The 14,337-nt window shown below is 71.0% G+C and carries 13 protein-coding genes; 8 read left to right on the top strand and 5 right to left on the bottom strand.

What is annotated here, in order from left to right:
* Nucleotides 1-41: 41 nt before the first annotated feature.
* From ACTIGN_RS24990 to ACTIGN_RS24975, 4 genes are read right to left on the bottom strand one after another with little or no spacing between them, the layout of a single operon-like run.
* The gene (locus tag ACTIGN_RS24990) at nucleotides 42-1,160 is read right to left on the bottom strand and encodes a hypothetical protein (RefSeq protein WP_439628968.1); all 1,119 of its coding nucleotides are present in this window, start codon (nucleotides 1,158-1,160) and stop codon (nucleotides 42-44) included.
* Between the two features lie 2 nt (nucleotides 1,161-1,162).
* On the bottom strand, nucleotides 1,163-1,486 hold the full coding sequence (locus tag ACTIGN_RS24985) for a hypothetical protein (RefSeq protein WP_439628966.1): 324 nt from the start codon (nucleotides 1,484-1,486) through the stop codon (nucleotides 1,163-1,165).
* A 3-nt stretch (nucleotides 1,487-1,489) separates the two neighbouring features.
* Nucleotides 1,490-2,617, bottom strand: a complete 1,128-nt coding sequence (locus ACTIGN_RS24980; RefSeq protein WP_439628964.1) for a pentapeptide repeat-containing protein — start codon at nucleotides 2,615-2,617, stop codon at nucleotides 1,490-1,492.
* A gap of 9 nt (nucleotides 2,618-2,626) precedes the next feature.
* A complete protein-coding gene (locus ACTIGN_RS24975) occupies nucleotides 2,627-3,211 on the bottom strand; it encodes a hypothetical protein (protein WP_439628962.1) in 585 nt (194 codons plus the stop codon).
* Between the two features lie 152 nt (nucleotides 3,212-3,363).
* Between ACTIGN_RS24975 and ACTIGN_RS24970 the strand changes: the two genes are divergently transcribed.
* The 6 genes from ACTIGN_RS24970 (at nucleotide 3,364) to ACTIGN_RS24945 (ending at nucleotide 11,073) form a co-directional block, all read left to right on the top strand.
* Nucleotides 3,364-4,677, top strand: coding sequence for a trypsin-like peptidase domain-containing protein (locus ACTIGN_RS24970; protein ID WP_439628960.1), 1,314 nt, complete (start codon nucleotides 3,364-3,366; stop codon nucleotides 4,675-4,677).
* The gene (locus tag ACTIGN_RS24965; RefSeq protein ID WP_439628958.1) at nucleotides 4,674-5,057 is read left to right on the top strand and encodes a response regulator; all 384 of its coding nucleotides are present in this window, start codon (nucleotides 4,674-4,676) and stop codon (nucleotides 5,055-5,057) included. The genes ACTIGN_RS24970 and ACTIGN_RS24965 overlap by 4 nt, the downstream gene beginning before the upstream one ends.
* Nucleotides 5,058-5,429: 372 nt before the next feature.
* The gene (dapF, locus tag ACTIGN_RS24960) at nucleotides 5,430-6,278 is read left to right on the top strand and encodes a diaminopimelate epimerase (protein ID WP_439628956.1); all 849 of its coding nucleotides are present in this window, start codon (nucleotides 5,430-5,432) and stop codon (nucleotides 6,276-6,278) included.
* 23 nt (nucleotides 6,279-6,301) lie between these two features.
* Complete coding sequence (locus tag ACTIGN_RS24955; protein WP_439628954.1) at nucleotides 6,302-7,066, top strand: lysophospholipid acyltransferase family protein; 765 nt, start codon at nucleotides 6,302-6,304, stop codon at nucleotides 7,064-7,066.
* Nucleotides 7,050-8,852, top strand: coding sequence for a glycosyltransferase family 87 protein (locus ACTIGN_RS24950; protein WP_439628952.1), 1,803 nt, complete (start codon nucleotides 7,050-7,052; stop codon nucleotides 8,850-8,852). The genes ACTIGN_RS24955 and ACTIGN_RS24950 overlap by 17 nt, the downstream gene beginning before the upstream one ends.
* Before the next feature lie 262 nt (nucleotides 8,853-9,114).
* On the top strand, nucleotides 9,115-11,073 hold the full coding sequence (locus tag ACTIGN_RS24945; RefSeq protein WP_439628950.1) for a hypothetical protein: 1,959 nt from the start codon (nucleotides 9,115-9,117) through the stop codon (nucleotides 11,071-11,073).
* A 51-nt stretch (nucleotides 11,074-11,124) separates the two neighbouring features.
* Here the strand turns inward: ACTIGN_RS24945 and ACTIGN_RS24940 are convergent, their stop codons facing one another.
* Nucleotides 11,125-11,910: a hypothetical protein gene (locus ACTIGN_RS24940; protein WP_439628948.1), complete on the bottom strand. Its 786-nt coding sequence runs from the start codon at nucleotides 11,908-11,910 to the stop codon at nucleotides 11,125-11,127.
* A gap of 359 nt (nucleotides 11,911-12,269) precedes the next feature.
* On the opposite strand from ACTIGN_RS24940, the gene ACTIGN_RS24935 reads away from it, so the two are divergent.
* Nucleotides 12,270-13,220, top strand: coding sequence for an ExeA family protein (locus ACTIGN_RS24935; protein ID WP_439628946.1), 951 nt, complete (start codon nucleotides 12,270-12,272; stop codon nucleotides 13,218-13,220).
* 21 nt (nucleotides 13,221-13,241) lie between these two features.
* Entirely contained in the window at nucleotides 13,242-14,261 is a 1,020-nt protein-coding gene (locus ACTIGN_RS24930) for a CpsD/CapB family tyrosine-protein kinase (RefSeq protein WP_439628944.1), read from the top strand.
* The last annotated feature ends 76 nt before the right edge of the window (nucleotides 14,262-14,337 follow it).

Raw genomic sequence — 14,337 nt, 5'->3', positions numbered from 1 at the left:
CAGTTGCAAGTCCCCGCGTCGCGACGCGGGGCTTCGGGAAGTTAGTTGAAGTTCAGCGCCTTGAGCAGCGTGGCCTTGTTCACACTCTCTTTGGAGATCGTGACGTAGTCGGGGCCGCTCGCGGGGAAGGTCGCGAGCGGCTGGAACACCAGCCGGCACCGCTCGTAGTGCATCAGCCCGAACAGCGGCGGGCGGCCCTTCTTCAGCTTCCGCAGGTCGTCGAGACCCTTCTTGAGCGCCTTGCCCTCGACGCCCGCCCCGACAACTGCGTGCAGGGTCAGGTGCCCGGCGATAATCGGGTACGCCGTCTGACCGGGCTCGTCGCCGCTCGCCGGTGCGCCGATCTCGTAGTCGCGCAACACCACTTCTTCCTGTAGTTCGGTTTCGAGGTCGAGCGGGCCGGCGGCGTGCTTCTCCAGTCGCGCGAGCGCGCCGTCGGGCGACCACGCTAGGAACCGGCCCCAGTCCGCGAACGGCTTATTCAGTGTGACGGTGCTCGCCTCGGTCAGCGACAGCCGTGCGAACTCCGCGTCATCGCCCGACACGGTGGCGCTCGTGACCGTGATCGACTTGCGTTCGAGAAGTGCGGTGAGCGCGAACTTCTGCTTCTGCGGCAGGTGCAGGAACCCCTCAGGCGGAATGTCCTGGCCCGGCTTCACGGGGAACACCGCGGACCAACTGAGCCGCTGACCGGCCGCCACCGGCCCCGCGGCCGCGACCGCCCGGAGGCGGAAGTCGAAGATCACCACCGACGCGGTGACCTTCTTGGCGACCCCGAGGCACACGACCTCGACCGCGGTGACCGGGCGGGCCGGCGGGGTCCAGTTCAGCCGATCGAACAGCGCCTCGTCGCCGACCTGGAGGGCGTGGGCCAGCCCCCGCGACTGGAGCCACGCCCGGTTGAGGAAGAGCGTGAGCCGGCGGCGCGAGAGGGTCGGGTCGTGCTTCGCGAAGCGGGCGAGGTCGTCCACGACGGTCCGCATGGTGCCGCCGAACCGGAGGAGCCGGAACCGGGCCGCCTCCTGGAGCGCGTTGTGGATTGTCTGCTTCGTCGCGTCCGTCGCGGTGGTGAGGCCGCCGAGCAGCAGGTCCTCGACCGCGGCGCTGAGTTGGGCGAACGTCGCCTGAAGTTTGGGGCGGTCGGCGGCGGGCGGCAGCACGGCTACTCCTCCGCGTCGGGGTCTTCGGGCGGGGTCAGGTGCGCCTTTGCGACTTCGAGCGTCAGCATCCGGTCGAACAGTCGGAACGTGGTGACCGCCCGCATGAGGGCCGGAGCGGCGGCCCGGTCGCCGTCCTTCACCGCGTCGAGCAGCGTGCCGACCTTCTCCGCGAGGTGCTCGGCCCCGGCGGTGCGGAACTCGTCGCGGAGCGCCGCGAGCTTGGCGATCTCGGTCGCGCCGGCGGACCGCACCCCGCGAACGACGAGGTCGTCCATCGCGGCGTGGAGCCGGTCGAGCGCGTCGCGGAGTTCGGCGATCTCGTCCACGGCTCACGCGGAGTAAAAGTCTTCGGGGATGGTCTCGGTCGGCCGCCAGTCGACCTCGCCGGCCTGCACGCCCTTGTACTTCAGGAGCGAGTCGGCCATGTGGCTCTGCACGGTCTTGTTCCAGCGCGGCCCCTTCTTGTTCGCCGCGACGAGCCATTTGTCGGCGGTCGTCGGCTCGAACTGGCCGGCCCGCGCGAGCCCGATTACGAGGACGAGAAGGTGCTTGCACGGCTCGCCGGCGAGGCCCATGCACTGCGACATGTCCGGTGTGCAGCACGAGTAGGTGCCGTCGTCGGTGAGGACGCACGAGTACACGGTGTCGATGTCGCGCTGGCTCTTCACGATCCCACGAACGAGCGTCGGCTCGACCTCGCTGAAGATCTGGTTCCGCTCCTTCTTGAGCATGTCGAGCACCCGCTTCATGCGCCGTTCATCGATGTTCACGTGGAGCCGGGCCATCAGCCCGTTGATGTCGGAGGCGACGGCCTTCTTCCCCTTGCCGCTCAGCCGCGGGTCGGTCCCTTTGCCGGACCACAGCGCCTCGCCCGGGATGACGAACCCCGCAGGCCACTTGGTGTGTTGGTCGAACACGCACCCGCTCAATGCCGCCCCGGTCAACGCGGCGTCGGAGAAGTCGGTGCCCAGCAGGTCGGAGTCCGTGAGGTTCGTACCGGTCAGGTCGGCGGCGGCGAGGGTGGCTTTCGGGAACCCGCTCTCGCGTGCGTCGTTCCCCGCGAGTCTGGCCCCGGTGAAGTCGGACCCGTGCCCGCCGAACGACCGCATCGTCGCCCCGGTGAAATCGGCCCCGCGAAGGTTTGCGCCCTCCATCCAGGTGTCGCCGAGGTTCGCGCCGACGAACTTCGCCCCCGGCGCGTGGAGCTTGTTGAGCCGGAGGCCGCGCAAGTTGATCCCGCTCAAGTCGGCGTTCGCGAGGTCGTACTTCGCGAGCTTCGCGGTCGTTCGCTCGGCGACGGTGAGCTTGTTCCACTTCTTCACGCCGTCAGGGCCGGACCGGAGCACGGCCGCCCAGTCCACCTTCGGCTTTGGGGGCGCGCTCGGAGCGGGTTTGTTGGCCGCGGGCTTCTTCGCCGCCGCCTTCTTGGCCGGCGTCGCGGGGAGCTTCTTCGCCACGGGTGGGCCTCACATCGCGTAGAAGTCTTCGGGGATGGTTTCGGTCGGCCGCCAGTCGACCTCGCCGGCCTCGGCACCTTTGTACTGGAGGAACGTGGCCGCCATCGCGTCCTTGTCGAGCACGGCCTTCTTCGTGCGGGACGCCTGGGTCCAGTCGTGGGCCGTTGCGGGGTCGAGTTCGCCGGCCTTCGCCAGCCCGACGACCAGCACCAGCAGGTGCTTGCACGGCGACCCGCGGAGCCCCCCGCAGATGTTGAGGTTCTGCGTGCAGCAGGCGTAGCTCCCGTCGCTCGCGAGCCGGCACGAGTACACCAGGTCGGGGCTCGACTGGCTCTTCACGATGCCGACGAGGTGGTCGTCCGCGACCTTCGCGAACAGCTTGAACCGCTCGGCCCGGAGCATCGCGGTCGCCTTGTCGAGCTTTGCCGGGTCGGTGGCCCGCGCCAGCTTCGCCAGGAACTCGCCGATGTTCGCGGGCTTTGGTTTGGTCGCAGGTGCCGGTGCCGTGACGGTCGCGGCAGGAGCGGGGGCCGCCGCGGTGGGTGTTTTGGGCGTCGTTTTCTTCTTGGGTGCCTTCGCGGTTTGCTTGGCCATTTGACGACTCGCTGAGAAGGGAAGGGCGGTCGAGTTGCCGGATTATCAACCGCGGTTCGGACGGTCGCAAGCTCGGGAGCCCGGAATTTCTCGCCCTTCGGACGCGGGCCGCGGCGGTACAATTCGTGGGTCGGCCACTCACGGGAACTCCCATGTCCAGGCTCCTCGCTCTCGCACTCCTCGCCGCCGCCGCTCCGGTCGCGCCCGCCCGGCCGGCGGCCGAGCCGCCGACCGCCCCCGCACCGGCCGACGTCGGGTCCGGGGTGTACCGCGACGTGCTGCGGTCGACGGTGTGGGTCCACTCGGACCGCGGGAACGGCCGGCTCGCGACCGGCACCGGCACGCTCGTCGACAAGGGCCGCCGCCTCGTGCTGACCAACTACCACGTCGTCGGCGACGTGAAGCGAGCGACCGTGTTCTTCCCCGACTACGGGCGGGACGCGCGGGCGCTCTCCGACCGCAAGCACTACCTCGACAACGCCAACCGCCTGGGTGTCCCGGGGGACGTGGTCGAGATCGACAAGGAGGGCGACCTCGCGCTCGTCCGCATCGACAAGGTACCCGACGGCGTTCCGGCGCTGCCGCTCGCGGCCGAGAGCCCCGACCCGGGGCAGACGGTCCACTCCATCGGCAACCCCGGGAAGAGCGGGGCGCTGTGGGTCTACACGCCGGGCAAGGTGCGGCAGGTGTACAGCAAGAAGTGGCGCGCCAAGCTCGACGAGCGCACGGTGCTGACCTTCGAGGCGAAGGTGATCGAGACCGACTCCCCGACCAACCCCGGCGACAGCGGGGGGCCGCTCGTCAACGACAAGGGCCAACTCGTCGGCGTCACGCAGGGCGGGGCGCTCGACGCGCAGCTCCTCAGCACGTTCATCGACCTCTCAGAAGTGAAGCGGCTCCTCAACCGGCGCTCGGTGCAGGCGCTCCGCTCTACCGAGACGGTCGCCGCGGTCCCACAGGTCAAGGAGAAGGAGAAGGGCAAGGAGCCCGCGAAGCCGCACCGCGACGCGGCCCTCAAGAGCAAGGACGAGGCGAAGTTCTTCTCCGAGGAGGCGTTCGCCAAGGTCCAACCGGCCGCGGACAAGCTCCTGAAGGAGAAGGGGCTCGACCTCCTGATCGAGACGTACGACACGATTCCGAACCAGGACGCGGCCAAGCTCAAGGCGATGAGCGCCGCCGACCGCACGAAGGTGCTCCGCGACTTCGCCGAGGGCCGGCTCAAGACCGAGAAGATGGTCGGCCTCTACATCGTGGTGAACAAGAACCCCGGGTCGCTGTACGTCGTCCTCGCCGAAGCCGCCAGCAAGAAGCTCCCCGACGAGGTCGCGACCAAGGTGAAGCAGACGCTCCTGAAGAACCTGGGCGAGAAGAAGTTCGACGCGGGCCTCGCCGACGCGCTCAAGATCCTGCTCGACTCGCAGGGGCTCGGCGAGAAGAAGGACGAGAAGAAAGAGGACAAGAAGTGACGCCTCACGGAATCGCACTCGGCGACGACCTGATCTTCTTCAGCCGCATCTCGGGCTCGGCACGCGCCGCCGGGTTCGCGGTGCGGCAGGCGAAGTCGCCGGCCGACGCGCTGGCGCTCGCGCGGCAGTCGCCGCCGGCGTGCGTCATCGTCGATCTGCAGACCCCCGGCCTGGACCTGACGGACTTCCTCGTGCAACTCAAGGCTGCGGGTCCGGCGCTCCCGCGGGTGATCGCCTATGGGTCGCACGTCGAGGCCGAGACGCTGAAGGCGGCGCGAGCGGCCGGGTGCGACCGGGTCATGCCGAGGAGCAAGTTCGCGGCGGAGCTGGAGGGCGCGATCGCGGGGTGGCTCGCTCCGGCAGCCGCCCCTGCTGAATGAGGGCCGCCAGCCCCGAGACGTGCTTGCAGTGGCCCCACCGTAGGAACCCGAGGCACTCGCACGAGCGCTCCTCGGGCCCGCCCACACGGACGTGGTAGAGCGTGCCCATTCCGAGGCGGTGGACGGCGAACCCGCGGCCGCCGATCTCGCACGGGATCTCGCGGAACGTGTAGAACTGCGAGTCCCAACCGTTGGTGATGTAGAACACGCCGATGCCGCGCCCGTCGGGCTCGCGGGCCAGGGAAATCGTTCTCGGTCGCGGTGCCGTTTTCACCATACCGGGATTGTAGGCTCGCACGGTGCGTGCCGTTCTGAGCTTTTCGACTCCCCCGGACCGACTAAAATCGGCGGAACCACCCAGGGGCTCGCGCCATGCAGTTCGTGAAAATGCACGGGATCGGGAACGACTACGTTTACCTCGACTGCGTCCGCAACCCGCCGCCGGCCGACCCCGCAGCGCTGAGCCGGGCCGTCAGCGACCGGCACTTCGGCATCGGCTCCGACGGGCTCATCATGGTGTGCCCCAGCGAGCGGGCCGACGCGCGGATGCGGATGTTCAACGCCGACGGGTCCGAGTCCGAGATGTGCGGCAACGGGCTGCGGTGCGTGTCGAAGTTCGTGTACGACAAGGGCATCGCCCGCAAGCCCCGGCTGGCCATCGAGACGGGCCGCGGCGTGCTCACCGTGGACCTGGAACTGAAGAACGACAAGGTCAGCCGGGTCCGGGTGAACATGGGCGAGCCGATCCTCAAGGCGGCCGACATCCCCACGACGCTCCCCGGCGACCCGCCGGTGAACGCCAAGCTGAGCCTGCAGGGGGTGCGGTTCGAGGCGACGTGCGTGTCGATGGGGAACCCGCACGCGGTGTTCTTCGTCGGCGAGGACTTTTTCGTCGGCAAGCGCGACCTCGTGGCCGAGTTCGGGCCGCAGATCGAGAACCACGCCGCGTTCCCGCGGCGGGTGAACGCGCACTTCGTGCGGGTCCACTCCCGCGGCGAGGTGACGATGCGGACGTGGGAGCGGGGCAGCGGCATCACGCTGGCGTGCGGCACCGGCGCGTGCGCCGTGGGCGTGGCCGGCGTTCTGACGGGCCGCACTGACCGGAAGTTGGTCGCGCACCTGCCGGGCGGCGACCTCGAACTGCACTGGTCCGAGGCCGACAACTGCGTGTATAAGACGGGCCCGGCAACCGAGGTGTTTACCGGGGAATGGCCAGCTTGACCCCGAGACGGCAGGACGCCGGGATGAAAATTCGTGACCGCCGGATGATCGCCGTTGCGGGGCTCGTCGGCACCACCATCGTCCGCTCCCTGTCGGCGTCGCTCCGGTTCGACCACCGCTCGCTCGGCCCGGTCCCGGCCGACCCGCTCCAGCCCCCCGAGCGCGAGCCGTTCATCTACGCGCTCTGGCACGAGAACTTCCTGATTCCGATCGCCAAGTTCGGCAACCCGGGCGTCTCGGCCCTGGTGAGCCGGCACGCCGACGGGCAGCTCCTGAGTGGCCTGATCGGGGCGACGGGGATGCGCGTCGTCCACGGGTCGACGAGCCGCGGCGGCGTGGCGGCCGTGCGCGAGCTGCTGCGCGCCGACACCGGGCACCTCGCGGTCACGCCCGACGGCCCCCGCGGGCCGCGCCGCGTCGTGCAGCCCGGCATCGCGTACCTCGCCTCCCGCACCGGCCTGCGGATCGTCCCCATCGGCGTGGGCTACCGCCACCCGTGGCGGATGCGGAGCTGGGACGCGTTCGCGGTGCCGCGGCCGTTCTCCCGGGTGCGGTGCCTGTTCGGGGAGCCGCTGAGCGTGCCCCCCGGGCTACACGCCGACGCACTCGCGCCGCACGTCCTCCGGGTCCAGGGCGAACTGGACCGGCTGACCGCCGCGGCCCAGGAATGGGCCGACACCCGCCGCCTAGCCCTCCCGCCGGCCGTTCACCTTTCCCGCCACGCGGTCGTAGAACACCCCTCGCGAATCGTCGAAGACGCGAGGACCGAGCGTGCCGTCACCGGGTGAGCAGTCCACTTACGTCGTCCCGCTGCGCTACTGGGCGTGGCTCGGAACCCCGCGGGCCGTCGGGGCTCTGCTGTGGCTCGCCGCCGCCGGCGTCGGCGCGTTCTTCCTGTGGCACGCGCTCGTCTGGTTCAACGACTCCCGCAAGCTCCCCGACGAGCGGAAGCGGGCCGACGGCAACGGCGGGCACGTCCAGATCGACTTCGGCGGCCAGTGGGTGATGGGCCGCATGGTGGTCACGGGCCACGCGCGCGAGCTGTACCACCGGCAGCGGCAGTGGGAGGTGGTGCGGGCGGCGTTCCCCGTCGAGGACGAGACGCCGGTCGCCCGCGAGGACGCGCTCCGCCCCGGGTCCGAGCGGAAGTGGGCGAAGCCCGACGAGACGGTCCGGCACGACACCGACAACCTGATGTACTGGTTCATGGGCCGCGACCCGACCGAGTGGCGGGACGTTGGCGGCGCGAGCGTCGCGGCCCTCGGCCCCGACCTGTTCGGTAACCCGCTCCTGACGGCAGCGCAGGTCGGGTTCGCGGCCGACGTGGTGAAACCCGAGGTCGTCGCGAAGGTGAGCGCGCCGGCGGTCGGCGGCCCGCTGTACCCGCCGGTCCACGCATTTCTGTACGCGCCGCTCGGCCTGATCGAGCGGCCGCGGGTCGCGTACCAGGTGTTCCAGGTCATTGCGGTTCTGACGGTCCTCATGGCCGCGCGCGGCGTAACGGTCCTGTCGCGCGGCCGCGTCCCGTGGCCGGTGGCGACCGCCGCGCTGTTCTTGTTCCCGGGGACGCGGGCCGGGCTCGACCTCGGCCAGAACCCGACCCTGACCCTCGCGATCGCCGTGTGGGGCTGGGCGCTGGCGTCGCGCGGGTACGCCGCGGCCGGCGGGGCGGTGTGGGGGCTGTTCGCGTTCAAGCCGGTCTGGGGGCTCGCGTTCTTCCTCGTCCCCGTGCTCACGCGACGGTGGCGGTTCTGCGCCGCGATGGTGCTCACCGGGTGCGGCCTGGCCGCCGCGACCGTGCCGTTCGTGGGGGTCCACACGTGGCTCGACTGGCTCACGGTCGGTCGCGAGGCCGCGGAGCTGTACAACGTCAACCAGAACTGGATCAACCTGAGCCGCGACGTGCAGGGCGTGCCCCGGCGCGTCCTGCACGACTTCTCGCTGCCCGAGGCGGAGCGCGACACCCCACTGGCGAAGTACCTCGCGTGGTCGCTCTGGGGCGCGATCCTCGCCACGACCGTTGTGGTGTTCGTCAAGCGCGGCGACCGCACGCGGTGGACCGGGATCGGCATCGCGTTCCTGTTCTTCGGCGCGTACCTGACGTGTTACCGGTTCATGTACTACGACGCGCTCCTCGCCGCGGCGGGCTGCGCGTGCCTGCTCGCGGACCCGGCCCGGCTCCTCCGCACCCCGGCGTTCGGCCTGGCCCTCGCCCCGGCCCCGCCCTTCGCGGCGGCGCGTGCGCTCCCAGTTCCAACTCTCGAACGCGGCGCACTCGGGCCGCGCGCGATCGGGTACGTCTCGTCGGTCCCGCTGACGCTCGTCGCGCTCCTGGTCGTGTACGAGAACGCGGTGAGCGGCATGGAACTCCAGGGGACGCTCGGGTTCGGGTACTACGCCCGCGTCGCGACCGGGGCCGACGGCGCGACCGCGGTGGCGACCCCGCAGGTGCGCGTCGACACGGGGGTCAACTACCCCTGGGAGACCGCGCTCGTGTTCATCCTCTGGCTGTGGTGCGGGTGGGCGCTGCTCCGCGGGGCGGAAGCGCCGGCGCCCGCCGCGGCACCGGGCTGACGAGGTTCTGAGGACATTTCCGTTCGCGCACGGTCCGCATGCGCCGGCCGTGCCGGTCGCGCCGGACCCGCCGCGTCCGCGGCGCGTGCCGCCCGCTCCGTGGGCTCCGGTTCCGCTGGTCCCGGGCTTGTGCGGAGCCCGGGGAACCGGGCGACCCGCCCGTTGCCCCGGCGTTCTGTGCTGCACAGTTGCGGTGCTGGTCGGCGGAGGGGGGAATCCTCACCGGCCCAGCATCCACGAGTCGCAGCGCGGGGGTACGGACATGAGGACGACGTTCGGGGTCTGGCTCCTCGCACTGGGGGGGCTCTTAGGATTCGCTGGCCCGTCTCAGGCGGCCCACTGCGGCGCGTGCCGGTACCCGAAGCGGTGCGTGGCCCCGGAGCAGTGCTGCCCGCAGCCCACCTGCGTCCAGTACCAGCCGGTGGTCGAGCGGCACGATGAGGTGTGCTACCGGCCCGTGTACAAGACGTGCTACCAGCCGGAGGCGTACACCACGTACCGCACGGTGCAGGAGACCACCTGTGTGCCCGAGCGGTACACGGTGCAGCGGCCGGTCGTCGAGCACTTCGACACGGTCCGCACGTACACGGTGCAGCGGCCGGTGCAGGAGACGCACTACGAGGCCCGCACCTACACCGTGAACCGCCCGGTGACGCGGACCTTCCAGGTCGCGGTCCCGTACTGCACCACGCGGCCGGTGTACGAGACGCACGTGCGCGACGTGGTCGAGACCCGCTACCGCCCGGTCGTGCAGGAGTACACGGTCCAGGTGCCGTACTGCGTGATGAAGCCGGTGGTCGAGCACCACGTCCGCGAGCACACGTACACGGTGCAGCGGCCGGTCGTCGAGCAGTTCCAGGTGCCGGTGACGTACACGGTGCAGCGGCCGGTGGTCGAGCAGCACGTCAAGGCGGTCCCGTACACGACGTACCGCACCGTCACCGAGCCGTACACGGTGCAGATCCCGTACTGCGTGACGAAGCCGGTGTACGAGCAGCACGTCCGCGAGCACCGGTACGTGACGTACCGCACCGAGACCCAGCAGTACCAGGTCGCGGTCCCGTACACGACGTACCGGACCGTCCCCGAGACGCAGACGTACTGCGTGCCGGTCACGACCTACGACACGGTGGTGGACTACGTCCCGCAGACGCGGGTGAGCTACGTCCAGGAGCCGGTCGTCACCGAGAAGATCGTGAAGGTCTGCACCGGCCACTACGAGACGGTAACCGAGTGCATTCCCGGGCCGGTCGTCACCCGGTGCGTCCGGCTGCCCGGCACCTGCGTGTTCGACCCCTGCACCTGCACGAGCCACTACTGCCCCGGGGCGGTGGTGAAGGAGCAGGTCCAGTGCCCGCCGCGGACCGTGTGCCGCAAGGTGTGGGTGCCGGGCGAGGAGTGCCGCGTCGTCCGCGAGTGCCGGACCGTGTGCAAGCCGGTCTGCACCACGGTGCAGGTGCCCGTGTGCCGCAAGGTCTGCCGGACCGAGATGCGGACCTGCACCCGGACCGTGTGCCGCACCGTGCCCGAGCACTGCGTGCGGTACGAGACCCGCACCCGGTGCTACAAGGTGCCCGAGGAGAAGGTGTGCTACACGCCGTACACGAGGTGCAAGATGGTGCCCGAGCACCACGTCCGGTGCGAGACCCGGTACCGGTGCTACAAGGTGCCCGAGCAGCACGTCCGGTACTGCACCTACACCACCTGCCGCATGGTCCCCGAGACGTGCGTGCGGATGGTGACCCAGAAGCGGTGCTACACGGTGTGCGAGGTCAAGACCTGCCAGGTCCCGTACACGACGTGCAAGATGGTCCCCGAGCAGCGGGTGCGGTGCGAGACCCGGCGGCAGTGCACCACGGTGCCGTACCAGGTGTGCCGCAAGGTGCCGTACCAGGTGTGCCGAATGGTGAAGGAGGACCACGTCCGGTACGAGACCCGGTGCGTGCAGGAGTGCGTGCAGGAGCAGTGCGTCAAGCACGTCCCGGTCACTACGTGCCGCATGGTCTGCGAGCAGCGCCAGTGCGTCGTCCGCCAGTGCCGGGTGAACTACGTGTGCGAGGAGAAGGTGCGGTACGTGCCGCACACCACCTGCAAGGTGGTCCCCGAGACGCACTGCCGGATGGTGCCGCACACGACCTGCACGATGGAGCCGTACACGGTCACCCGGTGCGTGAAGCGGTACGTCCCGGTGTGCGTGCCGACCTGCGAGACCTGCCCGTGACGTGACCCCGTTACCCACGAGAGCCCCCGGCGCGCCGGGGGCTCGTTCGTTTTACCGGCGGCCCTGGGCGCGGAACTTGGGGAAGTGCGGCCGCGGGAACGACACGACGTCGCGGCGGACCAGGACCTCTCGGTCCGGGGCGGCGGCGCCGCCGGTCACGAGGTGAATAAAGGGGAGGACCGCACGGCCGCCATCCTTGGCGTGTTCGGCATCTTGCCTGTGCCGTGCGGTCCGCCCTTGGTCCCGTCGGGCCTCGGCGAAGCGGACCCGCTCGCGGAGGACCGTCAGCACGCGGTTCGTTGGGAGCAAGAACTGCGCCCGACTCAGCACCGCATCCGCGGCCCGAACCGCCCCGACTTCCAGGAGCCCCTCGGCCACGACGCGGAGCACCGCGACGTCGCTGGGGGCGGCCTTCGCCGCGGAGAGCAGGGCCCGCCGGCCGAGCTTGATTTTCCCGCACCGGAGGGCCGCCCGACCGTAGCTGGCCCGGTACAGGCAGTTGGCCGCGTCGAGCCTGGTGGCGCGGCGGAAGGCCATCACCGCCCGGCGGTCGCAGCCCTGCGGGTCGCGCTCGAACGCGAGCCCGAGCAGGTGCGCCGTGTACGCGCACCCCGGGGTGAGCGCGAGCGCGGCCCGCAGGTGGCGGCGGGCGTCGGCGTAGCGCTCGTTGTCGAGGGAGAGTTCGCCGGCGAGGCGGTGGGCCTGGGTCGCGAGGGAGGAGGGCAGGTCGGGGCGAGCGAGGAGCTGGCGAGTTTGGTGAAGGGCGTCAGTGTTGCGACCCTGCTTAGCGGCGGCCCGGATCGAGTCCCAGGCGGCGGCGACCAACGAGAGCGTCATGCTCATGTCCGACTGCCTCCATGCAGCGGTGTGTGTGTCACAAGCGGCACAGGTGGCACATGCGACACGGGCAAAATACACCCACAGGGGCAGGGTACGCAAGTACGAAATCACGTGCCAGGGCGGACGAAATTTCCCCGAGAATCACTGGAGTCGGCGCAACCCGCATCGTCGCGCCGAACCGTTCAAGTCTCTCACTCGCGGCCGCCGATGAGCTTGTGGGGAGCCACGACAGGACACGCGGGACCGGCCGAACCAGACCGCCCCGCCTCTCGAGGGGCGTGCCGAGCCGCACGCCGCACGCCCGACATTCCCGATCCCGTCAGACACCGACACACAGCACGGACGGAGGAGGCCCCATGGATTGGTCGCGCTTTGGGTTGGACCGTCAACCCTTTCGGCCCGCGGTTGATCCCGACTCCTACTTCCCCTCGCCGTCGCACGAGGCGGCCCTGGCCGCCGTGGCCGGCGCGTTCGCCCGCCGCGACTCCGCCGTCCTGCTCGACGGCCCGACCGGGTGCGGCAAGTCGCTCGTGAGCCGCAAGTGGCTCGAGCACCTGCTGGCCGACGTGCCGCGGGTGGTCGTCCCCTCGGCACGGGCGGCGGCGCCCTCGGAGCTGCTCCAGGCGGTGCTCTTCGACCTCGGAAAGCCCTACCAGGGGCTGACGGAGCAGGAGCTGCGCCTCGCGGTCACCGAGTGCCTGCTGACCGCCGCGACCGATTCGGGCTACCCGACCGTGCTGGTCCTCGACGAGGCCCAGCACCTCGGGCCGGTGGCCCTCGAGGAGCTGCGGCTCCTCGGGAACCTGGAGACGCGCCGCGGCGGGGCGCTGTTCACCGTGCTCGTCGGCCACCCCTCGCTCCGCGAGCGGCTGCGCGGCCCCGGGTGCGAGGCGGTCGCCCAGCGGATCGGCGCCCGCGCCGCGGTCGACCTCCTGAACGCATCCGAGTCGGCCGCGTACCTGAACCACCAGCTCCGGGCCGCGGGCGGCGACCCGGAGGCCGTGTTCGAGGCCGACGCGCTGACGCTGATCGCCGGCGCGTGCCACGGCGTCCCGCGGGTCCTGAACCGGGCCGCGGCGCTCGCCCTGGAACTCGCGGCCGCGGGCGGGGCGGGGGTCGTGGACGTCGAGGCCGCCCTGGAGTCGCTCGACCGCCTCGATTTGGAGCCGGTCGATTCGGACGAACCGGCCGACGCCGCGGAACCGGTACTTCTTCTGCACCCCGGCAAGGTCGCCGAGGCCAAGCAGGTTGAAGCGACCGACGGCCCGGCGTCGATGAATCGTGCAACACACAAGCGGACCGCCTGACCGACTCACACGAGGCATGGAATGAGCCGGGTATACAACGCGCTGACTGGGGTCGCACGCAGCTCCGGGACGAGCACCGAGAGCGCCGACGAGTCCGGCTGGGAGAGCCCGGAGGACGCCCCGTTCATCGAGATCGGCGGGCCGTCCGGTCCCGTGTTCTCGGGGATGGGGGCCGCCCCGGCCGTACTGATCGCTCCGCGGCCCGCCGCCCCGGCGCCGAAGCTCACCCCGGCCGCGCCGAAGCTCGCCGCCGAGCCCAAGCCCGAACCGAAACCGGAGCCGGCGCGGGCGTTCCCGCGGCTCGTGCCGTCGGCCCCCGCGGCCCCGCCCGCGCCCGCCGCGCCGCCGGCAACGGCGTACCTGTCGGTGAAGTTCCACGACGTGAGCCTGCGGCACCCGCGGGTCGGCTCGGAAGGCCCGGACCCCTCCCTCGTCGCGCTCCACTACCCGGACCACGCGACCAGCGGCGAGTACCGCGTCCTCCGCGACGACATCCGCCGGCAGTTGCCCGAGGCGACCTCCCGGGTGCTGATGTTCTCGGCCGCCAGCCCCGAGGCCGGCACGACGACCGTCCTCATGAACCTCGCGGTGACGCTGGCCCAGGAGGGGAAGGCCCGCGTCCTCGTGGTCGACGCGAACGTGAACCGCCCCGGCGTGGCCGGGAAACTGGCCCTGAAGTCGGCCCCGGGGCTCTGCGAGGTGCTGTCACACCGCGTCCCGCTCGCGTGGGCGGTCCAGCAGTCGCCCGTCCCCACGATGCAGATCCTGGCCGCGGGGGACGTGACCGACGCGACCGCTCGGGCGGTCGGCGACGACATGCCGAAGCTGCTGGCGCAGCTCCGCCAGTGGTACGACTGGGTGCTGGTGGACGGCGGGGTGTGGGGCGCGATGGCCGAACGGGACGCGGCGTGCCCGGCCGCCGACGCGGTCTACCTCGTGACCCGCGACGGCGACATCGAGCGGCCCGAGTTCCTGAGCCTCCGCGGGTGGGTCAAGGAACTCGGCGGGCTGCTCCGGGGCTACGTCGCGACGCGGGCCTGAGAGGCCCCTGAAATTGGGTACGCTCTGGAGCCGGGCGCCGGGGGGGCGGGCGGCCGGGCCCCCCCCCCCCCCCCCC

This window comes from Gemmata sp., from assembly GCF_051859125.1.
Lineage (GTDB): Bacteria > Planctomycetota > Planctomycetia > Gemmatales > Gemmataceae > Gemmata.
The sequence above is the reverse complement of the archived record's forward strand: the minus strand, read 5'-3'. Positions and strand labels throughout refer to the sequence as shown.